The organism is Ornithinibacillus contaminans (assembly GCF_001038425.2).
In the GTDB taxonomy this organism is placed as follows: domain Bacteria; phylum Bacillota; class Bacilli; order Bacillales; family Amphibacillaceae; genus Ornithinibacillus; species Ornithinibacillus contaminans.
Map to the genome: position 1 here is coordinate 102,699 of NZ_LDPV02000034.1, position 25,618 is coordinate 128,316.

A 25,618-nucleotide genomic window follows, 5' to 3' on the forward strand; every position below is an offset into this window, starting at 1 on the left:
ACCGCTTCAATAGTTATTATTTAATATTATCCCTACAGTTCTTTTTCACATTTTCCTTTTAAAAATATAGCAAGTAAAATAGTGCTTTTGTTATAGTTACAGGATAGATTATGCTTATTTTGAATTAAGGCATTATACTAATTCCATTGGGAATCTCTCCAACTTCAATAGTATTAATAACTTCATTTAACTCTGTGTCAATTACATTTACTGTATTGTCATACATATTTGTTACATATGCGAGTTTACTATCAGGGCTTGTAACAACCCCGTGGGAACCATTACCTACTTCAATTGTTGAAACCACTTCTTTTGTTGTAATGTCGACTTTGGATACTGAATGAGAAGGAGCATCTTCTGTACCTTGATTCGCTACATATGCAAATTTGTCATTATGATCAATATAAACTTGTGCTGGCCCTTGCCCAACGGATACTTTTTCAACTGTATCTGTTTCCAAATCAATAATGGAAAGTGCATTTTCCGTATTCAATGTAGCAACTAATGTTTTACCATCTGAAGTTATACCAACGGTTACAGGAGCTGCTCCTACTTTAATTCTCTTTTCTTCTTTCATAGTCTCTAAATTTATAACACTTACACTATCTTCACCCATGTTTGCAATATAAGCTAATCTACTATCTTTGGATATACGGAACCCATGTGGTCCTTTACCGGTATCAATTGTTTGCACCACAGAGTAATTTGAAGTATCAATGATGGAGACATTATTGTCTTCATTATTTGCAACAAGTACAAACTCTCCATTATTAGTGAATACAACATGTGCAGGATGATTACCAACTTCCACTTTACTTATTAACTCATCTGATTCCGTATTATAAAAGAGAACTGACCCTTTCATAGACATCGTTCCATGATCCCCATGGTTCATTTGAGGAACTAGTGTTGCGGCAAGAACTTTACCATCTGGTGAAACTTGAACATTGTGTACGGAACCTTCTAGTTTGATGGATGATACAACTTGATCTGTTTCTGCATTTATTTTAGTAATACTACCACCTTCGTCAGCTGTAAATATAAAATTCCCTAATGTGTCATCCGCTGTTGCTTGTTCATTTGTATCGGAAACCTCTTTTTCTGTAGTAGTAGTCTCCTTTGAAACAGATTCGGTCGGTGTAGTTTCCCCACAACCCGCTAGTATTAATACAAAAGCTAATAAAGTTAATATGCTAATTGATATTTTTCGCATATAAAATTTCCTCCTTTTTATAAATCTATAGTCATAATAAGGAGATTAGGTGACCCTAAATGTGATAAATATCACTCGTTAAAAAAAAGTGACCAAAATGGTTACAACTTATTGAAATTCATAGTTTCTGCAAAATTAGTGTTTATACTTTAATATTTTTAGTTATTTGTCGATATATCAAATCTCCTCTCCGATTATTTGATGGGAAAATCATGATTTACTAATTACTAATTGGGCATAGTTTATTAACCCTATGAAATGTCTAATTTAGTGCTTTTAATAAACAAAAAAGAGCCGTTAGTTTAACAGCCCTTAGTGATATAAATCTATTCAACTGGTGATAATTCACTCTCTGTAACCCATTTGTGATTCGTTACTTTTTCTCCACCTGTTGTAGGAACGAAATCAACCATATAAACTGTAGTTTCTTCTGCGGAATCTATCATCGCAGTAGAACTTTCCATTCCCTCCATATGAGTTGCCTCGATAGTAACTTCGGTCCCTGGCTCCAATGGTTCTTGACCAGCATCCTGAATTTCTTCATGAATGACCCATTTGTGATTTTCTACCCGCTCTCCACCGTTTGATGGGGTATATGAGATAGAATAGACTGTTGTATTGTATGCACCAACAATAGTTGCTTCGGCGCCTTTCATACCATTCATATGGTCTGATTCAATAATAGCATTACTCCCAACCTCATATGTAGGGTTTTCCGCTACTTGAAGATTTTCGGGTACTTTTCCAGAACCTGAGTGTTCCATATTAGCATGCGGATCTGTTTCTGTTTCGTTTTCTCCGGTTGTACCAGAATCCATATCCATTTCCGCTCCTTTATCTTGATTTGTTTCGTTATTACTGTCTGCACATGCGGTTAATACGAATATGCAGGCTAGTGTGAAAATACCTATTAATATTTTGTTAATCATATGATAGTTACTCCTTTCATTTTAAGGTTCTTTATTACGATTCCCTAAAAATATGCAAAATATATGCAGATAATGTTACAACTACATTAAAATCATACCTTTCAAAATAAATTATTATCATGTTTTGCATATTTTCTTGATAATTTAATTGTATACTTATTGAAGATACCTAATATAAGAAGGTGGAAATAATGAATTTTATGCATGGATCTAATTTGCCCATGTTAGTTATGATGACCTTTTGGATAGTTTTAATTATTATTGGTTTTTACCTCATATCAAATTATCTTAAAGGAGGAGAAAAAAGAGATTCGATTGATATTTTAAAAGAAAGATTAGCAAAAGGAGAAATAGATGAAGCTGAATATCAACGGTTAAAATCAATTGTAGAAAATAAAATGTAGAATTATATATTTGTCTTTAAATTTTCCTTTGTATAAAATATTAATGATTTATGTAAGTCTAGTAAATGTAATATGAAAGTGGAGGACATTGATAAAGTGATAAGAAAAGCAACGATTATACTAACCATAATAATAGGATTACTAATAGCCGGTTGTACTAATAGCGATAATAAGGAATTTGAAGCTTCCTTTAAAGGTACTGTAGATCATGTACATGGTATGGGATATGCCGGTGATGACAATGGATTATATTTTGCTACTCATACTGGTTTAAAAATATACCGTGATGGTGCTTGGTTTGAAACTACGAAAAATTTTAATGATTACATGGGATTTAATGCTGTTGATAAAGGTTTTTATACATCAGGACATCCAGGTAAAGATTCCGATTTACCTAATCCAATTGGAATACAGAGAAGTTTTAATGGTGGAAGAACACTAGAGAGCTTAAAGTTTGAGGGTGAAACGGATTTCCATGCAATGGCGGTTGGATATAAGAGTCATGATATTTTCCTAATGAATCCATCTAAAAACTCTGAGTTGGAAGTTGGACTTTATCTAAGCACAGATGATACAAAATCATGGGAGAGTGTAGAAGCTTCTGGTCTTGAAGGAGATATCCTTTCATTGGCGATTCATCCTACTGATTCAACCTATGCTGCAGCAGCGACTTCAGCTGGTGTTTATATCTCAAAAGACGCTGGAACAAGTTTTGAAGTAATAACAGATTCTGCCCAAGGTACAGCAGTATTTTTTAACGAAGAAAACTTATATTATGCAAGTTATGGCACTGTTCCATCATTGGTCAAACACAATCTAGCAAATGGGGAAGAAGAAAAAATTAATTTGCCAGATTTAACGGAGGATGGTCCTGTGTATATTGCTCAAAACCCTCAAAGTGCCGAAGAAATTGCCATTTATACAGTAAAGGGGCAAGCGTATCTATCAAATGATGGTGGAGAAACTTGGAATCAACTATTAGAAAATGGAAAAGTAAAGTAAGAGAGTTGAAGCGCAATGTTTGATCTATTTAATCAAATTAGTGGCATGTTAAGTGGACCGATTCATGGGCTTGCGTATGGTTTTGAGCATATTCCAATATTATTTGCCTTTTTTCTGGGGGTTGTAGGAGCTGTTGCACCATGCCAGTTAACGAGTAATGTGAGTGCTATTACTATTTATGGAAATAAATCTTTAATAGATAAGGTTCCTTGGTTACATGTGTTTTTATTTATTCTGGGTAAGATTCTAGTTTTTTCTGCACTCGGAATTATGATTTGGTTACTAGGGAAAGAAGCAAATAGTTCATTAACACAATTATTTCCTGTTGTTAGAAAAGCTATGGGGCCTTTACTTATCCTTATTGGATTATTTATGATTGGTTTATTTCGATTTAAAAGAGGAATAGGGGTAATTAAGTTACCAAAGGGGTTAAAAGATAGCTATTTGGGGAGTTTTTTAATGGGTGTAAGTTTTACCTTAGCATTTTGTCCAACAATGTTTATTCTGTTTATTTTAACACTAATGCCAGTTGTCCTGACTACATCATATGGAGTCATATTACCATCTATTTTTGCGATAGGTACATCATTACCTCTGATACTAGTAATATTTCTGATTTGGTATTTTGGGGCAAGTGGTGTAATTCTCAAAAAAAGCAGGAAAATAGGTGCTGTAACTCAAAAGGTTGCTGGTGTAATACTACTGGTTATAGGTATTTTTGATACTTTAACCTATTGGGTATAAATATAGCAAGTAAAATAAATCGAGACAAATGTTTGTTAGAAATATCTATTTTACAATTGGTACTACAAAGAAAACCTACTGAAAAGTCTTCAGTAGGTTTTTCTAGTTAGATTCATCCATAATATTACTTAATTTTATATTAATTATCTAAATAATTCACCCTGGCTAACAAGTTTTATTACATGTAAGTAACAATAATTAAATAAATATTTCACACCGTCTTTTTCACATTTTCTGCACAAATAAGTTATAAAATTACAAAGAATACTTGGCCTAAAGAATTAAAATACTACAACAATCGGGTGATAACATGAAAAAGATGGGTTTTATTTTAACAAATTTAATTGTATTGAACTTACTTTTACCAATAGTGACTTTTGGGCATTCTAATACATCTCCTCCAAGCCTAAACAGTGAAGCAGCAATTATAATTGAAGCAAAATCTGGTGCAGTTATATATGAGGAAAATTCGAACGCAAAAATGTATCCTGCAAGTTTAACTAAAATTGCAACAGCTATTTATGCCATAGAAAATGGCAACCTAGATGAAGTTGTAACTGTTAGTGAAAACGCCAGAGGTACAGTTGGATCTAGTGTTTATTTGGAAGAGGGGGAAAAAATAACCTTATTACAGCTTGTACAGGGGTTATTAGTTAATTCGGGGAATGATGCAGGTGTAGCGATAGCAGAACATCTGAGTGGTAGTACTGAGCGATTTTCCCATGATATTAATGAATATTTAGAAAACAAGATTGGGGTTCAAAATACAAACTTTGTAAATCCGCATGGATTATTTAATACAGATCATTTAACAACTGCAGAAGATTTGGCTAAAATCACACAGTACGCCATTGAAAATGAAACATTTAAAGAAATTTTTGCGTTAAAAGAAGTAAATTGGGATGGCGAGACATGGGATACCACCCTTTATACGCATCACAAGCTAATGAGGGAAATACCATATGAGGGTATCACAGGGGGGAAGACAGGTTTTGTAGAAGAATCAGGTTATACATTAGCTACAACTGCCGAAAGAGATAATCTTAGCTTAATCATCATTACCTTGAATAGTGAACACGAAATGGAGGCATATACAGACACAACAAATCTATTAAACTATGCATTTGAAAACTATAAAACTTCGAAAGTCTCCGCTGGGACTACATTTAAAGTTGAAAATAAAGAATATCAATTGTCAAAGGATTACTATTATACTCATTTGATTAATGAGCAGGTAAAATTTGAGGCAAATAATAGCGGTGTGTTAAATATTATTACTGAGGAAAATGAAATTTTGGCCTCGACACAGTTAAGCAGTACTCAAGTAGAAGAATTAGCAAATAATACAACTCAGGGAAAAAATGATATTGTTAAGGGTAACAATAAAGAAAGTAGTATATTTTTATTTAGTAAATATATGAATGAGTTGATTTATATTGTATTAATGTTATCTTTTGGGATATTGGGCCTAGTGTATTATCAAAATCGAAAAGTATTATAATAATAACTCTCTCAAATAAAATGCATTTAAGTATCCAGATAGATACATATTTTTTTAAGTAAAAATGAAAAATCTACTGCCACAAAATTGGAATAATTATCATTTATTATGGGTTTATTTGGTGAAGAAACATCCAAATTACAACTCTTATTACACTAGCCCGTCATTATACTGTAAAAGAGGTCTTTTATGTTTAACAAACTATCGCTTAAAATTGGTATGTTGTTTTTTGTTTTTATACTAATCATCGAGATTCTTGTTTATTTTATTCTCTATACAACTATCGCAAACGAACGAATAGAAGAGGTAATGGACAGTTTATTAGCAAGGGCAAACACCCATAGTGCTATTTTAGAGAATAACTTTAATAGTTCTACAATGGAACATGTAGCTATCATGGAGTCAGAATCTGAATATGCAGTAATTATTACAGACGAGGATGGTAATGTCTTAATAAACTCAGATCCTATAGAAAAAGAAATGTTAGATATTATTGAACATACCGATTACGAAGAAATACCTAGTGGTGGAAAAGTTTTAGAGCAACGATGGACGGAAAGACAATATATTGCTGCAGATAGTCCAATTAATATTAATGGAGAACACCATGGCCATGTAATTATGTTCGCCAATACTAATATAGTTAAAAACATGGTTAATCATTTAAGTGATCAATTTGTCTGGATAGGAATAACTACAGTAATTCTTACAATTATTACGGTATTCTTCCTGTCTCGATTTATTACAATACCGTTAATGAAAATGAAACAAGCGACGGAGCAGCTAAGCAAGGGGAAAACTAAAGTATCGTTACATACAGACCGAAAAGATGAGTTAGGTGAACTAGCTAGTACCATAATGAAGTTATCCAATGATTTAGAACGATTAAAAAAGGATAGAAACGAATTTTTAGCAAGTGTCTCTCATGAACTAAGAACCCCGCTAACTTATATTAAAGGGTATGCAGACATCATTAATAAACAGGATATATCTATTCATGAAAGAAAGGAATATCTTGATATTATACGCGAAGAGACGAATCAATTGACAGTTTTAATAAGAAATTTGTTTGAATTAGCTAAAATGGACGAAAATAGATTCATTATAAATAGAAGAAAGGTAGAACTTAGAAAACTAATCCAAACTGTTGAAGAACTAATCAGACCTGGCTTAGAAGAAAGAAATATTAGGTTTTCAGTTATTTGTCCCGAAAATATAATTGCTAATATTGACCCGGAAAGAATACAGCAGGTCTTATTAAATATTCTAGATAACGCAATTAAACATACGAGTCCGGGGAAAACCATCTCAATTAGGGTTATACAAAATGAAATGGAAATAAAAATAACTATTGAGGATGAAGGGGAAGGGATTCCAAAGGAGGACCTACCTTATTTATTTGACCGTTTATATCGTGTTGAAAAGTCTCGCTCTAGAGAAAGTGGAGGTACAGGGTTAGGTTTGGCAATAGCAAAGGAAATTATAGAATCCCATGAAGGAAGAATTGAAATTCAAAGTAAGATTGGAAAAGGAACCAGTGTTAATATATTTCTTAAGAGGTGATTGGGTTGGTGAAAGTATTATTAGTTGACGATGAAAAGCGAATGTTAGATTTGCTAGAATTATATTTAAGAGCACATAAGTATAAATCAAAAAAAGCTTTAAGTGCCAAAGAAGCATTATCGTACTTAGAAGAAGAGACTTTTGACATTGTATTAATTGATATTATGATGCCTGAGATGAATGGTTGGGATTTATGCCGTACAATTAGAAAAAATTCCGACGTTCCAATTATTATGGTTACCGCCCGTGAACAGAAAGAGGATATCGTTAAAGGGCTGAAATTAGGTGCGGATGATTATATTACCAAACCATTTGATGAAGAGGAATTATTGGCCAGAATAGAAGCTTTATTACGTAGAAGTAGCACAGCAAACAAAATAGAGGTAAATGGATTATTATGGAATGAGGATGAGTTCGAGTTATCTTATAATAATAAACTGATTAAATTAACACCTAAAGAATTTACCATGTTGGGGTATTTGATGAAAAAACCAAATCAAGTATACACAAGAGAGCAATTAATCGAGTTAATTTGGGGATATGAATCACAGACCGATGGAAGAACGGTTGATTCTCATGTCCGTAATATTCGCGATAAAATTCGCCAGGTGGGTTTTCCAATTGAAGATTATTTCCTAACTGTTTGGGGACTTGGATATAAGTGGGTTAATAAAATTTAGTAATTGAAATTAGTCACTGGAACAAAGTCTATGTTCATGATTTTATCACAAATCCACACAAAAGTAGTAACAAACAATCAATTTTATTGTATACCATACAGGGGTATGGTAATATGTGAATAGGGATAGAAAATAAAGTAGATGTTAACAGTAGAATATCTTAAAAAGGAGAGTGGTAATAATGGATAAGCACCATCATGAAAATCATAACCACCACAAACATAGTGGACATGATCACCATAATCATAAAGAACATATGGGACATGAACATCACAATGGTAGTGAAAATCATGAGCATCACGAACACCATAATCAACATGAACACATGGAACATGGACATCACAATCATGAACAACACGAGCACCATAGAGACCATAACCAACAACATAACGGTCATGAACATCATAATCATAGCCATGCTCACCATGGACATGGAGGACATGGAGGACACCACGAGCATATGGTAGAAGACTTTAAGAAGCGTTTTTGGATTTCATTAGTCCTAGCAATACCAGTTTCTTATTTGTCACCTATGATTCAAATGCTTATTGGCTATGAAGTGAACTTTACGGGGGATACCCTTGTACTTTTCATACTTTCTACTATTGTATTTTTCTATGGTGGAAAGCCGTTCTTGCTTGGTGCATGGGATGAACTTAAAGGTAAATCTCCTGGCATGATGATGTTAATTACACTAGCTATAGTGGCTGCTTATGTATACAGTACCTTAACAGCATTTTTTATCGAGGGTAGTGATTTCTTCTTTGAACTAGCTACACTTATTGTCATTATGCTACTAGGACATTGGATAGAAATGAAATCCCTTATGGGTGCTTCCAAGGCATTGGAGGAGTTAATTAAATTAATGCCCAAAGAAGCTCACAAATTAGATGAGTCAGGCAATATTATTGAAGTAACAGTAGAGGATTTACAGCCAGGGGACCGAATCTTAGTTAAGTCGGGTGAAAAGATTCCTATTGATGGTGAAATATACGAAGGTGAGTCTACAGTGGACGAGTCCATGCTTACTGGTGAATCGGTACCGGTCGAAAAGGGTCCTGGAATGGAAGCGATTGGTGGAGCTGTCAATGGTGACGGTGTTTTAAAGATAAAGGTAAGTAAAACAGGAAATGATACGTACCTATCTCAAGTAATAAAATTAGTGAGTGACGCTGAAAAGACCAAATCAAAAGCTCAAGGATTTGCCGACATTGCAGCCAAATGGTTATTCTATGTTGCTGTTGTTGTAGGGATTATAACTTTCGCCGTCTGGTGGACTACTGGGGATGTAGATTTTGCCCTAGAACGAATGGTTACCGTTTTAATTATTGCTTGTCCACACGCACTTGGTTTAGCAACACCTCTAGTAACATCTAGATCTACTGCCATTGCAGCTAAAAATGGTTTGTTAATTCGAAATAGAATAGCGTTTGAAAGTGCATTTAAATTGGATCGAGTGGTGTTTGATAAAACAGGTACCCTTACGGAAGGTAATTTTGGTGTTACGGATGTTCATCCAATTGAGGGTATTAGTGAAGAAGAGTTATTAAAACTAGCTTATTCTGTTGAAACACAATCAGACCATCCCATAGCTAAAGGAATTGTCAAAGAAGGAAAAGAACGTAATTTACAACCCTATGATGTTAGGGATTATCAAAATCTAACTGGTAAGGGATTAGTAGCAAAAATAGGAGAAGATGAAATAGCTGTTATAAGTCCCGGCGCTATGAGAGCCAATAAAATTTCTTTCGATGAAAAAACCTATGATCAATTAGCTTTACAAGGAAAAACAGTTGTATTTGTCCTTAAAAATAATATTTTGCAAGGAATGATAGCACTCGCTGATATTATCCGTGAATCTTCTTACAAGGTTATAAAAGAGTTGAGTGATCTCGGAATTGAGACTGTTATGATGACTGGGGACAATAGCCGTGTTGCAAATTATGTGGGTGAAAAACTAGGAATTTCTAAAGTTATTGCCGAAGTGCTTCCCCATGAGAAATCAAACAATGTAAAGTATTTAAAACAAGACGGGAAAAAGGTTGCTATGATCGGTGATGGAATTAACGATGCACCTGCTTTAGCGGAAGCCGATTTGGGAATTGCTATTGGGGCAGGTACAGACGTTGCAATTGAGACCGCTGATGTTGTATTAGTTAACAGCAATCCGGTAGACATTTTAAGTATCCTTAAACTGTCGAAAGCAAGTCGTAGAAAAATGGTTCAAAACTTGGGCTGGGCTGCTGGATATAATATCCTTGCGATTCCACTAGCTGCTGGTGTACTTTATAGTATCGGGATTGTGATAACACCTGCTGTTGGCGCAGCAATAATGTCACTTAGTACTATAATATGTGCCATCAATGCTCAATTATTAAAGATTGACTAACCGAATAATATATCGTGGCTAAGCAAGAATATCTTGTTTAGCCATTTTTTTTATTCTGGCAATTGCTTATGTCATAAAGATTTCATTAAATCTTGACAGTTTATGCATATATTTTTCCTACACTTAAACGGATTGTACTTATGAATACTTTTCAATTAAAAGCGCTTAGGAGTTGACGTATATGAGCTTAGAGGAAGCTAAGAGGAAAAAGAAAGATAAAAAAAGAAATCGCTTTATTTTCAGAACATCTATTTTGGTGCTATTGGCAGGGGCCATAATATTTGCATTAGTTTCTAATTTGCAAGGAGATACAACTATTTATCGGGTTGGGGATACAGCCCCGGATTTCCAATTAAATCAGATTAATAATTATAACGAATTAGAAACAGTGCGCTTAAGCGATTATAGTGGAAAAGGAGTTATGTTAAATTTTTGGGGAACTTGGTGTAAACCATGTGAGGAAGAAATGCCATATATGCAAGCACTCTACCCTGAATATCAAGAAAAGGGTGTAGAGATTATTGCGATAAATCTTGATGCAACAGAATTCGTAGTTGATAAATTTATCGATAAATATGACTTAACTTTCCCTGTACCACACGATACAAGAGATCAAGTTCGTGACTTGTATAAAGTAGGTCCTCTTCCAAGTACCTTTTTTATAAGTCCTGAGGGAGAAATAGTTGAAGTTGTAGAAGGTGGACTTTCACTTGAACGATTAGAAGGATACCTTAAACAAATTCAACCTACGGAATCATAAGCCAGAGAGGGATGTAAATGAAGCATATAAAATGTGAATGTGGTCATGTCAATCCAGAGGGTACTGTCCTTTGTGAAGCATGTGGTAAACCAATAGAAGGAAATCAGCATATTGATGGAAACGATAAAAAGAAACTATTAAATATGCGCTATGAAGGAAGTGCGAGAAGGTCTACTACATTTAACAAATCAATAGTTGACAAAGTATGGAGTTTTTTCTCCTCGGTTAAGGTTGGTGTATGGTTAATTGTTATTGCATTAATTGCATCCGGAATTGGTACTATATTACCACTTGAACAATACATTCCAGCAAATGCAATATCACGAGATCCAGCAATATTTTATCCGGAAACTTACGGATTATTTGGGAAAGTATATTATCAATTGGGTTTTCACAACTTATATAGTTCCTGGTGGTATCTCATTATATTAGCATCCATTGGGGTATCCTTAGTAATTTGTAGTATTGATCGATTCGTCCCACTATATCGAGCATTAAAGCGTCAAAAGGCTAAGCGACATGAATCCTTTATTAATAGACAGCGTTTTTATAGTCAAACTGAAGTAGTTTCTCAGAAAGAATTTAATACAGTCAAGGAACGTCTGCAAAGGCAACGCTATCGAATTAAAGAAGAAAATGGACATATAGTCGCGGAGAAAGGCAGATTTTCTAGATGGGGTCCTTATGTCAATCATATTGGTCTTATTATCATTCTCATTGCAGCATTATTGAGAACAACTTCCTTTTTCTATTTAAGTGAGTATGTTTGGGTAAGAGACGGGGAACTTACAGTCATTCCCGGCACAGACAGCGAGTATTATATCGAGAATAAGAAATTCATATTAGATACATATGATATAAATGATAAACGTTTTAAAGATGCTCTTGCAAAAGAGGGGAGAATAATTCCTAGTAATTTCCAGACAAATGTTACGATTTTTAAGGCTGAGGAACCCGGAGTAATCGGTGTGGAAGGGGATCTAGTAAAGATTAATGATTTTGAAATAAGAATGAATGAACCAGCAAAATTTGGTGGTTATACTCTATATCAACAAGGCTATCAAATAAATGAATTCTCGAAGATGACTTTTAAAATCTATCAATTGAATGATCCAGAGGCTGAAGCATTAGGGGAATTTACAGTTGATTTATTTGACCCCAAAACAGAGTACGAGATTGATAGTGAATTCAGAGTAGAAGTGGTTGAATACTATCCAGATTATACATTAACCGAAGATCAGGTAAGGTCTAAGACAAAAGATTCCAATAATCCTGCATTCGTGTTTAACTTATTTCCTCCTGGTAGTGAAGATGCTGAGATTAGTTTTGTAGGTGACGTTATCGGTTCTGCAGAGGATTTAGGGATAGACACTTCCGCTGTTGACCTACAGCCTATGGGTAATGTTATCGGGGCATTCGCACCTTCAATTGACCCTACTGGTGAAAATCAATATCGTATTTTAATTGATTCCATAGAATTTGACCGTAAGAGTGGCTTAAGTATTAAAAGGGATTATACTATTCCATTTTTTGTAATAGGCACACTAATCTTTATGATAGGTGTCATCCAAGGTATGTATTGGCAACATAGAAGAATTTGGATACATCCAAAAAATGAAGGTATTCTTTTAGCAGCTCATACCAATAAGAACTGGTTTGGACTTAAAAAGGATATTGAAAAAGTAATAGACGGGACTTCCATTCAAATGGTGGAAGAACAAAAAGAGGATGATTAGGGAGGACAATCATGGAGGGCTTATTAAATACGAGTAGTACAATGCTTTTTACTGCGTTCATATTGTACTTAATCGCAACATTATTTTTCGGTGCAACTATTAAAGAGAAAAATGGTGAACAAAAAAAATCTGGTTTTGCCGGAAGACTAGCAATAACACTAACCATACTTGGGTTGGTTGCGCAGCTAATCTACTTTATTACAAGATGGATGGCCTCAGGACATGCTCCAGTTAGTAACATGTTCGAATTCGTGACTTTCCTTGGTATGTGTTTAGTGTTAGCGTTTGTCATTATTTATTTTATTTATAAATTAAACATTTTAGGTTTATTTGCATTACCGATTGCTATGATTTTCATTGCATATGCGAGTGTGTTTCCAACAGAAATTGCACCACTAGTTCCATCATTAAAAAGTTACTGGTTATATATTCATGTAACTACCGTTGCTTTAGGATCAGGCATTTTATTTATCAGCTTTGTTGCAGGATTAATGTACTTAATTCGCCAAGTTGATCAACGTAAACGTGATGCTCGAGTTGTTTCGTTAGAAGTAGTTTTATATTTCATATTCCTATTATTAGGTTTCATCCTTATTTCTTCCGTATTTAGTGCTATGAATTATAGTGCAATATTTGAATACGATTTAAATGGTAAGAGGGTAATGACAGAATATGAGTTACCAGCGATTGCTGCACCAAATGAAAGCACTCTAGTAACTGAAGGTGTAATGAAACCGTGGTTTGAAACCCCTTCATGGATGCAGGGTTCTCATGCCGGAAGAAAATTTAACAGTGTTATTTGGTCAATGGTTGTAGGGTCAGCTCTCTATGGATTGACTCGGTTGCTGTTACGGAAGCGTGTAGGTGCGGCAATTAGTCCGCTACTTAAAAAAGTAAACCCCGAGTTATTGGATGAGATCAATTATCGTGCAGTAGCAATTGGGTTTCCAATCTTCACATTGGGCGGGTTAATTTTTGCCTCTATTTGGGCTCAAGAAGCATGGGGACGCTTTTGGGGGTGGGATCCAAAAGAAGTTTGGGCGCTTATTACCTGGTTCTTCTATGCTGCATACTTGCATTTAAGACTTTCACGCGGTTGGCATGGAGAAAAGTCAGCGTGGCTAGCTATAATAGGTTTTGGGATAATTTTATTTAACCTAATTGTTGTAAATTTAGTGATAGCAGGGCTTCACTCTTATGCATAATGCAATTAATTGATGTTACTTTAAACTGTTTTAAATATAACCCTAATATAAGCATTTTTAAAACTATCACCGGGAAAATGGTGATAGTTTTTTAATAGAAGTTGAATATACAATGATATAACTTCTATTTTAGCCCGACAAATCATAGATTAAATAGAGGTGATATTTTGATGAATGCTAATAATAGGGTAAGAATATTTTCAATAATATTAATCAGTTTATTTGTTCCAATGACAATTATTATAACTATGGTAATAAATAATTCAAATATGAAAAACAATATGCTTGCACAACTTATTAACTCAGATGAATTTTCGAAGGTTTTTTTATCTATAATGGGAGAAGAAATTCCCAATTTTAAAGAGTATATAGACAATGAATATAATACTCCTTCCATTGGTAACTTGTTATTAGAATCAATAACCGGAATTAATACTGATAACCTCAATATGTTACTAATCAGTGAAATTCCAGGATTCAGTCATAATAATGTGATTTATGTGGCTGGCCAGGGTTCAGATTATTCAAATCTCCCTCAAGAGTCTCCACCGCCAGACTTTGATGAACTACTCAAGACAGAAGGTCCTGATAATGATAATCATCATGTTCCAAATCTAACTACAGATAAACCAAATAATCCAACAGTTTTTATCTATCAATCTCATAGTTGGGAAGGATATCTACCTTTAATGGCAGAGCATGAGAGGACTAGTGACTCTTCAAGTATTAATAATAATGAAAATGTAGTTCTAGTTGGTTCCATGCTAACAAAAAAATTGAAAGAATATGGTGTTTATGCGGTACAGGACGAAACTAACATTGCTAAGGCCTTAAAGGATAGGGGATGGAATTATAGCCATTCTTATCAACTGTCTCGTGAACTTATCGAAACTACAGTTTCTAAAAATGAAGATATAACGTATTTAATTGATATACATCGAGATTCAGCGACGAGAGATATAACAACTATCACCATTAATGGAAAAAGTTATGCAAGGCTATATTTTGTAGTTGGGAAAGAATATGCTAATTATGAGGAGAATTTATTATTCGCTAAAGAGCTTCATGAGAAACTTGAAGAGAAGTATCCTGGACTTAGTAGAGGTGTTTATTTAAAAACAAGTTCTGAGGGAAATGGTGTCTATAATCAGGATATATCAAATAGATCTCTATTAATAGAAATGGGTGGGATTGAAAACAATAAAAAAGAACTATCCAATACAATTGACGCATTTTCCGATGTTTTTATGGAAAAGTATGAGGGAGTTATTGAGGTTATTGCTCCAAATCAAGGTTAAAGATTCCAAATTCAACTAAGAATCAGGGCGGGTTTGATATTAACTTTAAAAGGTATGCAAGGAACTTATCCTTGCATACCTTAATATTTTAAATTTACTTATTCAGGCTGATTATCTACTTTACCTGTATCTGTATAAAATGGTTCAAAATTATTGTATTCAACTGTTGTAACCATTCCACTAGATGCGTGATGTAAATCATGGCAGTGGAATAACCAGTTACCAGGATTATCCGCAACGAATGCTACTTCATAAGTTTCCCCATACTTAACGTTCAATGTATCTTTGATAATAGGGGAACCTTGAAGTTCCTCTCCATTTTTACTTAGAATTTGGAAGAAGTGACCATGAAGATGCATAGGATGATCAGCTTTATCCATACTGTTATTGGTAAGTGTAACTTTCACTTTGTCTCCTTTATCTACCTCAATAGGAGGTACGTCTGGATAGGTTGCTCCATTTATAGTCCATACCATGCCCATTTCTTCTTCAGAACTCATTGCAGTATTAAGCTCCATCTCGTACTCTACATCAAAATTATCATTTAAATTAAATTGAGATTCTGTTTTCTCTCCAAGCTTCGTGATATCTACTGTATCCGGTGTTAGAAAATGTTCAGCCTTTTGGCCATTTCCATCTTCATATACGATATCCATTTTCATGTCCTGAGCAGCTTCCATTTCTCCATGACAATCGATGGTAAAGTCACCACTGCCATCCGCAACAAATTCAACGTCAACACGTTCCCCAGGTGCAACTTCAATAACTGAGCCAGCTATTATTTGTGGATTATTCACTTTTTGTCCATCAACATGTGTCACTTTATAATCAACCGGAATATGAATCTGATGTGCCATATAGCCTGCATTTACAAATCGTAACTTTACAGTTTCGCCTTCCTTTACGAACAACGGCTCATTATTTTCGTAAGTCTTTCCATTCATGGTGAAAATATCATAAGATGACATATCATGAGCCATCATATCGCTCATGTCCGATGATTCCATATCCATACCGCCATGATCCATGCCTTCCATATCATCCATGTCACCCATATCACCATGGTCCATACCATCCATATTCATATCATTTTCCTCATGACTACCTGATTCCCATTCATCTAGAACTAAAGTATAGTCTCTATCGACGTCAGCATCATCCTCAGATTCAACAATAATCGTTCCATATAACCCCTTATCTAATTGCTCAACACCATTTTGATGGGAATGATACCAATATGTTCCTGGATCATTTGCTAGAAATTCATAGGTGTATGTTTCCCCTGGAAGGACAGCATCCTGTGTAACACCCGGAATCCCGTCTTGAGTATTAGGAACAGGAATACCATGCCAATGAATGGATACAGGTTCTTCTAATTCATTGGTTAGGTTAACCTTTACTACTTCACCTTGTTTTACACGTATTTGTTCACCCGGAACAGTACCATTGTAGGTCCAAGCAGTTATAGTTTTTTCTGAACTTAATTCCCATTCTGTTTCTTGGGCAGTGAGATTAAATTCATTAATTTTCTTGCCATCTAAATTTTCTGCTTTAACTTGTACTACCTCAGAAACAGTTTCCTCTGAATTGGATGTATCATCTTTCTCATTATTAGATCCATTAGATTGGTCCGTACATGCCGCTAAAATCGCAATAATAGTAATTAAGAGAGATGTTATTATAAATTTTTTCATGTCTTGTTTCCTCCTTTTCCAAATTGAGTGTACTAAAGAAATGTGAAGAAAATATGCATTTTTAATAACTGAAATGTGACAAAACTGATTTACCATCTAATTTTCTTGGTTTATTATATTGTAATTGTTATTGCTAAGGGTTAAAATGTTTCCATAAGGAAACTTTTTGTTACGTGGGCATATCATGATAGAAATCCTACTAGAAGGAGAGGAAAGTATGATTGATGTTTTTATAGGATTTCCCCCAGTAATTCAAGCAATGATAGCAACACTTTTCACTTGGGGAATGACGGCACTAGGAGCCGCTTTGGTATTCACTACAAAATCATTTAACCAAAGATTATTAGACAGTATGTTGGGGTTTGCCGGTGGAGTAATGATTGCAGCCAGTTTTTGGTCATTATTATCTCCTGCTCTAGATATGGCAGAGGGAGGTAGAGTACCTGTTTGGATTCCTGCTGCAGTTGGTTTTATGTTAGGTGGAGGAGTCTTATGGGCGGTAGATAAAATAATTCCGCATCTTCATCCTAATTCTTCAATAGGTCAGGCAGAGGGGCTGCATTCCAAAAAAGTTAAGAGAAGTACACTATTGGTGCTTGCTATAACCTTACACAATATTCCAGAAGGTTTAGCGATAGGCGTTGCTTTTGGAGCGCTAGCTACGGATTCTGCATCTGCTTCAATAGCTGGAGCAATTGCTTTAGCCATTGGTATTGGAATTCAGAACTTTCCTGAAGGGGTAGCTGTATCTATGCCGTTACGAAGGGATGGAATGTCTAGAAGAAAGAGTTTTTATTATGGTCAATTCTCTGGTATGGTTGAACCTATTTCAGCTGTTGTAGGTGTATTAGCAGTGTCGATGGTTGAGCCACTTTTACCATACGCTCTAAGTTTTGCTGCAGGAGCAATGATATTTGTTGTGGCAGAAGAAGTAATCCCGGGTTCTCAAGAGAAGGGGAATAAGGATCTTGCCTCTATGAGTTTAATGATTGGATTTACCGTGATGATGATTTTAGATGTTGCTCTTGGTTAGAGTTCAAGGGATTCAATTTGAAGTTAACAGATGAATTGCAATTTCCAAAGAACAGTTTGAAATCAATACGGTTAATGATAGTTCAAATGAATTTTATTTGATTGTAAACTCAAAAAAAGTTAAAGTAAATAAAATGCCTTCCATACTCAAATGGGAGGCATTTTATTTCAAAATAGTTAGTTTAGAGTACGAACAATATATAATGCTAAATTAAAATCCTTCACTAATGTGAAATTAACATTTTATTAAACTATAAATCTTAAAAGGATGATTATTCAATAAGGGCTTTTCTTATAAATAGATCGTTAACGTATAAAACTGTATCAGTATCAAAATAAGTAGGTAATTTAAAACTTTGCTTGTACTGCTCATGACCCTTACCAGTAATAACAATCCAGTCACCTTTTTGACTATGTTCAATAGCCCATTTTATAGCCATTGTTCGATCTCCGATAATCATACCTTTTTCATTTCCATATGAATGGTTTAAATAACTGAGAGTTCTTATCATCTCATTCTTGGAAACAGAATTTAAATCATCTAATGTCAAAATATATCGGGTACTTAGTTCGGAGGTAACAGATAACATTCCTTGCCTTTTACTCAAATCCCTACCACCACGAAAGCCAAATACATGTGTTATTCTTTTTGCACCTTTCAGGTTTGCGGTTCTTAAACAATGAAAAATTGCATCAGCAGTATGAGCATAGTCGACAACAGCTGTTGCTCCATTGGACAGTTTATAAATTTCAAATCTCCCTCTGACACCCTTAAAATTAATAATTGTTTCAAGAATGGATTCACTCTCTAATCCCATTATCCTTGAAGTTCCATATGCCATAACACTATTGTACATATTATGAATTCCTTCCATAGGAGAAAAAATATCACTTTCGATTTTATTATCCATAATCGTTACGATAGAGTTCTTTGAGTTGAAATTTATTATATTAAACTTACACTTAGGTTTTTGTCCAATTGAGTAAACAATTTTTCCTTGGCCATCTAATATCTTTGCTAATTCGTCACCCCAATAATTATCTATGTTAATAATTGCTTGTCCATCTTCTTTTAGATAGTCAAACAATAACATTTTGGTTCTAAAGTATTCTTCCATCGTTTTGTGGTAGTCCAAGTGTTCATGTTCTAGATTTGTAAACAAGCATAAATCAAAAGCTAAACCTTCAACCCGATGTTGGGTTAAGCCATGGGAAGAGATTTCAATAATAATCACCTCATCCTTGCTCTCAGCTATAAGTTTGTGTAAATCTAATGAGCTTGGTGTGGTGTTTGTACTGTTTTTTATCTCACCATTGATTATGTTTTGTATGGTGCCAATTAAAGAACAAGTTTTACCGTTACTTTCTAAAATGTGTTTTAAAAGGTGACTGGTTGTTGTTTTTCCGTTCGTCCCAGTAATTCCAATCATAATTTTATTTTTCGAGGGATCGCGATAAAAGTTTCTCGATAGGATCCCCAATGTTTTTCTACTATCGTCAACCTGTACATATGGTATGGGTAAATCATCAATTTCTTTTTCACCTACTACAAGACATGCACCATTATTAATAGCATCTTTTATGTAATCATGACCATCGGCGTTATGCCCCTTAATGGCTACAAAAACATAATTGATATTTATGTCAGATGAACTGTAAGCAATACCATCAATAATTAGTTCTTCCGTTTCTTGCTTTATATTATTTAGAATTTCAATTCCATCCAATAATTGTTCGATTTTCATATATAAAATAGACTCCTTAGATAGAAATAAGATTAACTACTTAATTTTAAATTTAAAATATGGAGTTATTGTGCAGATTTATAACTGTAATAATCACTTAATGTTTTTAACAATATTTGTAAATGAAATGTGTTCTATTAGCAAAATAGAAATAATATAACTTCACCTAATCTTCATGATGTACAGATATAGGGTAGTATGCAGTATAGAAATAAACTATATGCTGAAAATAATAAATGAAAATACCAAGAAAGGATGGTGACCGGGACCAATTATGACCACTCACAGTGAAGATGATAAAATTAAATTAGCTGATACAGATATGAAAAAGATTAAAGTAATCTTATTGTTAGCATTTCCGGCTATAATAGAGAACCTTTTCCAGACGATTTTAGGATTTGTTGATACATATTTTGTGTCAAAGCTCGGATTAGTAGAGGTTTCCGCTGTTGGTGTTACGAATGCGGTATTAGCTATTTACTTCGCACTATTTATGGCCATAGGTGTAGCAGCAAATGTATATATTGCTAACTTCTTAGGTGCAAATAAAGTAGAAAAGGCAAGACATATAGCACAACAATCCCTTATTTTAGCCTCAGTATTTGGTGTTATAACCGGTATTATTACGCTACTTTTTGCGGAGGAACTTTTGCAATTAATGGGCATTGAGGCCAATGTGTTAGCGGCAGGTACTATGTACTTTAAAATAGTAGCCATACCCTCGATTTTTATGTCTCTTATGTTTGTAGCAAGCGCAATCTTGCGTGGGGCAGGGGATACGAAATCTCCAATGAAAATAAGTATTATCGTAAATATCATTAATGCTGTACTAGATTATATTTTTATCTTTGGATTCTGGGTTATTCCTGGTATGGGGATTGTAGGGGCTGCAATTGCTACCGTGATAGCTCGTGTAATTGGTGCTATAGGATTACTACTATATATTCAACGGTCAGAATTAATAAAATTTAAAAAGGAATACTGGAAGTTAGACAAAACACATATGAAAGAATTAATGGTTCTTGGTAGTCCAGCAGCTGGGGAAAGGTTAATTATGAGAGCTGGGCAAGTTGTATACTTTAGCTTTGTGGTGGCACTAGGAACCAATGTATTTGCGGCTCATCAAATAGCAGGAAATATAGAAGTTTTTTCCTATATGATTGGGTATGGTTTTGCTACTGCAGTGACTATTTTGGTAGGGCAGCAATTGGGTGCAGGAAATCAACAAGAAGCTACAAAATACGCTAAACTATCCGCTTTTTTAGCCGTAGGATTTATGACTATTTTTGGTGCATTGCTGTTTTTCTTTGGAGAATGGGCTGGTGGATTCTTCTCACAGGATCCACAGGTTAAAGAAGACATAGGGACCGCCTTAAAAGTTTCGGGAGTTTTTCAACCTTTTCTAGCAGTTGTACTGACATTAACTGGTGCCTTTCAAGGCGCAAATAATACGAAATTTCCAATGTATTTAACTGGAGTTGGAATGTGGGCAGTGCGTACACTATTTGTATATGTGTTAGGCATTAAACTTGGATGGGGGTTGTTAGGGGTTTGGATAGCTATTGGCTTAGATACTGGACTAAGAGCCTTAGTGCTTATCATACAATTTAAACGCAACAGATGGATTGTTGAAAAGACTGATCAAAGAGAAGATCCAGAGTCTCATTGTCATCCTCAAACAACAAAAGAGAATATGTCTTCGTGTGTTAACAACTACTAGGTCGAAAAAATATATTTAAGCATGTTAGACATGAAAAGAAAGGTAAATAAAGAGTTGTCCACCATGAACAACTCTTTATTACTTGATTATTTAACTATTAATGTTGATTTCATTTCACTATGACCTTCGCCACACGGAATGCTACAATAGATTATGTATTCCCCAGGTTGATCAGGTGTAAATGATGCTTTACCATCACCCTCAATATTTACATCAAATTCATCAATTGCAATCCCATGCATACCCTCATTATTTGTTAGGGAGATAGAGACTTCCTCACCAGCATTTACGCTGTATTCAGCTTGGTCAAACTCCCAATTGGTTGCTTTGATCTCAACCACATTGTTCGAGGTAGCTTCCCCAGTATGTGAAGAATTACTGTTATCCGTGTCACTACTATTAGTTTGCCCACATGCTGCTAATACCAAAACTAGCCCTATTGTAATCAATGCCAATAATCCTTTATTCATAGAAATTCCTCCTTAACAATTTTGATATTCTTACTAATGATAACTCTAGAATACAATTGTCTACTTTCTGTGCAGAAAGAAGGACTTCTTTGTGAACAAATTATAAATTAGCTATTGGGTATGAAAGTATTACTTGAGAATTGAAAAGAGCATTGATTCAACAAAAAATCTGTTTTTATTATTATATTCTGTAATTCTCACGAAACCTCCATTGTTCCTATCATTCCCGACTCTTTATGACCAGGTATTGTGCAAACAAACTTATATACCCCAGGTTCAGTAGGAGTAAAAGAAATGGATTGTTCTTCTCCAGGGGCAGCATGGAGATGAATAGTATTTGCGGTATTCTCATGATGATGGTTAGAGTTTTGCTGCACATTCGATGGAGTAAAACCGATAATTTCAAGATCATGTTCTATCTTACCAGTATTCATTATGGATAAAGTTATCGTTTCACCGGCCTTGACGTTAACATTATTAGGTAGAAAATCATATTCGTTTGCTTTGATTATCAAGCTATTTTTGCTATCTTTATGTTCAGAGTGATTATGCTCTGCTGAACCTGTTTCTATAAAGACGGGGCCAGTTTGATTGAAAACAAAAAATAAAAAGCCAAATAGGAACACAGGTATTAACGGATTGTATAAAAGAGATAATTCTTTTCCGATATTCTCTTTTTGCATCATATAAACTAGAATCAGCATGGTTGCGAGGAATAAAAAAAACATAATTTTAACAATGGCTTCATGATATTCCATTGCAATCATCGCTCCTAGCATAGCACCCATCATTCCACCCATCAAACCTGATAACAGACCATCTAGAACGGCCATGACACTGACGGGGATTCCCGCTAAAAATCCGACAGTCATCCCTGCAGCCATTCCTAATAAGGTAGCTATAAAAAAGTTTTCTAATAATAGTATTCCAAAGATAATACCGAGAAGTAATCCAACACTCATTCCTAGTGTCATTGCAATCATCATACCAGTCATACAGGGTACTTTTCTTCTATTGTAAAATGTTTTTCCAATAATAATAGTTGATAATAGAAAAGTGATTAAAAATATCAAATACAAAGTTGTTCCCATTTTGTTCAAACCCCTCTCTTTACTTGTCCAATTTTGAAGTTAATTAATTATATGTCTGTCCATACTAAAAATATTCTTTTTATGAGAAAAGGCAGGGAGGAGGAGTCATCATTTGAATTAGAGTATTCATAAGAGGACGCAGATAAATGATCCTAACTATTTTCAAAATGATAACATTGATTAATTAGTGGCTAATTGTGGCAATTTTGTGAGGTTTAGTAAACCTGCACAATTTCTGCATTATTTGAGTCTATATTTGGAAGTAATGTTTAAATTTATGATTGGAATTGCTTAATTGTAAATTTACATGATAAAAGTGAAATGTAGTTTTATATAATTTGAACTATATAATTGTCAAAAGGAGTTTCTAGAGATTCTATTATGACAATCAGAGGGGGGATTGAATTGGACGAAATTAATATTTTTCTTGCTTTTGGTGCGGGCTTTCTATCTTTTATTTCACCATGTTGCTTACCGCTTTATCCTGCTTTTATATCATATATTACTGGAATGAGCGTTAGTGAAGTAAAAGAAGAGAATAAAAAAATGAATAAACGAGCGATTTTACATACCATTTTCTTTTTAATTGGTTTTTCCAGCATTTTTATCATGATAGGATTTACGACATCCTTTATCTCTGAATTCTTATTAATATATCAAGATATCATTAGACAAATTGGTGCTATATTAATTATTTTCTTTGGATTAGTTATTGTAGGAGTTCTTAATTTTAAGTTTCTTATGAAGGATAGGAGAATATCGTTTAAAAACCGTCCAGGTGGATTTTTTGGATCATTTTTAATTGGGATGGCATTCTCATTAGGGTGGACACCTTGTACAGGACCAATATTAGCCATTGTATTGTCGCTGGCTGCTACCAATCCAGATGTTGGCATGGTGATGATGATAGCTTATGTATTAGGATTTTCAATTCCATTCTTTGTACTATCCTTCTTTGTAGGACGAATAAAATGGATTAAAAAACATAGTGTCAAAATTATAAAAGTTGGCGGATATATTATGATTCTCATGGGAGTTGCGCTATTCTTCGATTGGCTAACTAAACTGACTTCCTTTTTAGCAGGTTGGTTTGGATTTTATGGATTCTAGTTATTATAGTTAATGTTGGAAAATGACGATGCAGCTAATTTGACTGCAAATATGAGTAGAAACATAGGAAAATAGAGAAAAACCACTGTTTAAATTGAGTGGTTTTTCTTGCTTAATAAATATATTGAGCTATTATTCTATACTGATTTATGATTGTGATTTACATTCTAGTACCACAAACTGGTTATCAATAGATTTATATACTTGAAACATGTCCCCCTTTTCTAAACACAGATTCTTTTTTAATTCTACTGGAATCCGGATAGCCCCTTTTCTAGTAATAATCATTATGTTTTCTAATGTTTCATTGGTTAACTTCTGAATAATCAATCCTCTTGAAGTGCTTGTCATACTGACTGTTACTTCATCTCCAGCAAGTAATGCTAGTGCTTTTCTTACAGTTTTTGGAATTGTGATACTTTGATGTTTATTAAGGATACAATACAATCCTGTATCAATAAGTTGAATTTGTATATCTTGAAAAATAACTATGTTAAACATAAATAAACACCCTCAAAATTTATTTGTTAAATTATAGCTATAAAGTATCAAAAATGTATGCAGAAAATATAGAAAATGCATTTGAAAATATAACTACTACTATCCAAAATAAACTTATATACATTAGAACGATACGAAAGAACTAATATTATTATTATTATTTATATGAAAGGAATTAAAACGTTCATTAACTAGACACTTAGATGGTGGAGATATGTTCAAACCCACTATGTAATTTACTATCTACTAAAAAATTCATTGTAGAAATGTCCATATCTGCCCAATATTACTATTACTAGGTATTGAACCATACGAGGACCTAGTATCTATCATATAGTAAATGTGTAAAAGGTAAGGGGGTGTTGTCATGAGTGAAGCTGTTGCAGGAGTAGGTTATGGTGGAGGTTTTGCCTTACTAGTTGTTTTGTTTATATTATTAATCATTGTTGGAGCTGCCTATGTTGGTTATTAATAATTATATGAAAGGAGTATTTTTATGGGCTTTGGTGTAAGACCTTATGGTGGTTATGGTTTTGGTGGTGGCCTAGGCTATGGTTATGGTTCCGGATTTGGCGGAGGATACGGTGCAGGCGGTGGCTTTGCACTTATCGTTGTGTTGTTTATCCTTCTAATCATAGTAGGTGCTGCTTGGTTATAGATTCGGCTTAAATATTGGAACGATACAATAGGCTTTCAGGCTTACTGATAGCCTATTTTTGTTCTAAATTAAGGAAAACGCCTAATCCCTAGGACAAATATCCCTACATACAATGACATGGAAAATAACCGAGAAATCTAAAGGAGGAAAAATTTATGCATTATACCCACGAT

The 25,618-nt window shown here is 34.3% G+C and carries 22 protein-coding genes and 1 pseudogene; 16 read left to right on the plus strand and 7 right to left on the minus strand.

Annotated elements, in window-relative coordinates; genetic code table 11:
- Positions 1-124: 124 nt before the first annotated feature.
- Positions 125-1,213 carry a YncE family protein gene (locus JF53_RS08060; protein WP_047982438.1) on the minus strand — a complete coding sequence of 363 codons (1,089 nt, stop codon included), beginning with the start codon at positions 1,211-1,213 and terminating at the stop codon, positions 125-127.
- A gap of 326 nt (positions 1,214-1,539) precedes the next feature.
- Entirely contained in the window at positions 1,540-2,142 is a 603-nt protein-coding gene (locus JF53_RS08065) for a YdhK family protein (RefSeq protein WP_047982437.1), read from the minus strand.
- Positions 2,143-2,333: 191 nt separating this feature from the next.
- Between JF53_RS08065 and JF53_RS08070 the strand changes: the two genes are divergently transcribed.
- The 11 genes from JF53_RS08070 to spoIIP all read left to right on the plus strand — a co-directional run bounded on the left by JF53_RS08070 (position 2,334) and on the right by spoIIP (position 15,424).
- A complete protein-coding gene (locus JF53_RS08070) occupies positions 2,334-2,546 on the plus strand; it encodes an SHOCT domain-containing protein (protein WP_047982436.1) in 213 nt (70 codons plus the stop codon).
- A 96-nt stretch (positions 2,547-2,642) separates the two neighbouring features.
- Complete coding sequence (locus tag JF53_RS08075; RefSeq protein WP_083443577.1) at positions 2,643-3,548, plus strand: F510_1955 family glycosylhydrolase; 906 nt, start codon at positions 2,643-2,645, stop codon at positions 3,546-3,548.
- Between the two features lie 15 nt (positions 3,549-3,563).
- A complete protein-coding gene (locus JF53_RS08080; RefSeq protein WP_047982434.1) occupies positions 3,564-4,292 on the plus strand; it encodes a cytochrome c biogenesis CcdA family protein in 729 nt (242 codons plus the stop codon).
- 310 nt (positions 4,293-4,602) lie between these two features.
- Positions 4,603-5,793 (plus strand): D-alanyl-D-alanine carboxypeptidase family protein, encoded by a 1,191-nt coding sequence (locus tag JF53_RS08085; protein ID WP_053072019.1) that lies wholly within the window; start codon positions 4,603-4,605, stop codon positions 5,791-5,793.
- 189 nt (positions 5,794-5,982) lie between these two features.
- Positions 5,983-7,356: a sensor histidine kinase gene (locus tag JF53_RS08090; protein ID WP_047982433.1), complete on the plus strand. Its 1,374-nt coding sequence runs from the start codon at positions 5,983-5,985 to the stop codon at positions 7,354-7,356.
- Positions 7,357-7,361: 5 nt separating this feature from the next.
- On the plus strand, positions 7,362-8,036 hold the full coding sequence (locus JF53_RS08095) for a response regulator transcription factor (protein ID WP_047982432.1): 675 nt from the start codon (positions 7,362-7,364) through the stop codon (positions 8,034-8,036).
- A 181-nt stretch (positions 8,037-8,217) separates the two neighbouring features.
- Positions 8,218-10,425, plus strand: a complete 2,208-nt coding sequence (locus tag JF53_RS08100; RefSeq protein WP_083443578.1) for a copper-translocating P-type ATPase — start codon at positions 8,218-8,220, stop codon at positions 10,423-10,425.
- Positions 10,426-10,606: 181 nt separating this feature from the next.
- On the plus strand, positions 10,607-11,185 hold the full coding sequence (gene resA / locus JF53_RS08105) for a thiol-disulfide oxidoreductase ResA (RefSeq protein ID WP_047982431.1): 579 nt from the start codon (positions 10,607-10,609) through the stop codon (positions 11,183-11,185).
- Positions 11,186-11,202: 17 nt separating this feature from the next.
- On the plus strand, positions 11,203-12,921 hold the full coding sequence (gene resB / locus JF53_RS08110) for a cytochrome c biogenesis protein ResB (protein ID WP_047982430.1): 1,719 nt from the start codon (positions 11,203-11,205) through the stop codon (positions 12,919-12,921).
- 11 nt (positions 12,922-12,932) lie between these two features.
- Positions 12,933-14,126 carry a c-type cytochrome biogenesis protein CcsB gene (gene ccsB, locus JF53_RS08115; RefSeq protein WP_047982429.1) on the plus strand — a complete coding sequence of 398 codons (1,194 nt, stop codon included), beginning with the start codon at positions 12,933-12,935 and terminating at the stop codon, positions 14,124-14,126.
- A 170-nt stretch (positions 14,127-14,296) separates the two neighbouring features.
- Positions 14,297-15,424: a stage II sporulation protein P gene (gene spoIIP / locus JF53_RS08120; RefSeq protein WP_047982428.1), complete on the plus strand. Its 1,128-nt coding sequence runs from the start codon at positions 14,297-14,299 to the stop codon at positions 15,422-15,424.
- 98 nt (positions 15,425-15,522) lie between these two features.
- On the opposite strand, the gene JF53_RS08125 is transcribed toward spoIIP, so the two are convergent.
- The gene (locus JF53_RS08125) at positions 15,523-17,118 is read right to left on the minus strand and encodes a multicopper oxidase family protein (protein ID WP_047982427.1); all 1,596 of its coding nucleotides are present in this window, start codon (positions 17,116-17,118) and stop codon (positions 15,523-15,525) included.
- Positions 17,119-17,335: 217 nt separating this feature from the next.
- Between JF53_RS08125 and JF53_RS08130 the strand changes: the two genes are divergently transcribed.
- Positions 17,336-18,151 carry a ZIP family metal transporter gene (locus JF53_RS08130; RefSeq protein ID WP_047982426.1) on the plus strand — a complete coding sequence of 272 codons (816 nt, stop codon included), beginning with the start codon at positions 17,336-17,338 and terminating at the stop codon, positions 18,149-18,151.
- A gap of 271 nt (positions 18,152-18,422) precedes the next feature.
- On the opposite strand, the gene JF53_RS08135 is transcribed toward JF53_RS08130, so the two are convergent.
- Positions 18,423-19,895 (minus strand): UDP-N-acetylmuramoyl-L-alanyl-D-glutamate--2,6-diaminopimelate ligase, encoded by a 1,473-nt coding sequence (locus JF53_RS08135; RefSeq protein ID WP_047982425.1) that lies wholly within the window; start codon positions 19,893-19,895, stop codon positions 18,423-18,425.
- A gap of 274 nt (positions 19,896-20,169) precedes the next feature.
- On the opposite strand from JF53_RS08135, the gene JF53_RS08140 reads away from it, so the two are divergent.
- Positions 20,170-21,615, plus strand: coding sequence for an MATE family efflux transporter (locus JF53_RS08140; protein ID WP_047982424.1), 1,446 nt, complete (start codon positions 20,170-20,172; stop codon positions 21,613-21,615).
- 86 nt (positions 21,616-21,701) lie between these two features.
- On the opposite strand, the gene JF53_RS08145 is transcribed toward JF53_RS08140, so the two are convergent.
- Positions 21,702-22,085: a cupredoxin domain-containing protein gene (locus JF53_RS08145; protein WP_047982423.1), complete on the minus strand. Its 384-nt coding sequence runs from the start codon at positions 22,083-22,085 to the stop codon at positions 21,702-21,704.
- A 197-nt stretch (positions 22,086-22,282) separates the two neighbouring features.
- Positions 22,283-23,176: a cupredoxin domain-containing protein gene (locus JF53_RS08150; protein ID WP_053072017.1), complete on the minus strand. Its 894-nt coding sequence runs from the start codon at positions 23,174-23,176 to the stop codon at positions 22,283-22,285.
- 405 nt (positions 23,177-23,581) lie between these two features.
- On the opposite strand from JF53_RS08150, the gene JF53_RS08155 reads away from it, so the two are divergent.
- The gene (locus tag JF53_RS08155) at positions 23,582-24,286 is read left to right on the plus strand and encodes a cytochrome c biogenesis CcdA family protein (protein WP_047982422.1); all 705 of its coding nucleotides are present in this window, start codon (positions 23,582-23,584) and stop codon (positions 24,284-24,286) included.
- A 147-nt stretch (positions 24,287-24,433) separates the two neighbouring features.
- Here the strand turns inward: JF53_RS08155 and JF53_RS08160 are convergent, their stop codons facing one another.
- The gene (locus JF53_RS08160; RefSeq protein ID WP_047982421.1) at positions 24,434-24,787 is read right to left on the minus strand and encodes an AbrB/MazE/SpoVT family DNA-binding domain-containing protein; all 354 of its coding nucleotides are present in this window, start codon (positions 24,785-24,787) and stop codon (positions 24,434-24,436) included.
- Positions 24,788-25,154: 367 nt separating this feature from the next.
- Between JF53_RS08160 and JF53_RS17230 the strand changes: the two genes are divergently transcribed.
- On the plus strand, positions 25,155-25,259 hold the full coding sequence (locus tag JF53_RS17230) for a YjcZ family sporulation protein (RefSeq protein WP_083443579.1): 105 nt from the start codon (positions 25,155-25,157) through the stop codon (positions 25,257-25,259).
- 102 nt (positions 25,260-25,361) lie between these two features.
- Positions 25,362-25,445: pseudogene (locus JF53_RS18055) on the plus strand (YjcZ family sporulation protein); the annotation flags it as partial.
- Positions 25,446-25,618: the final 173 nt, after the last annotated feature.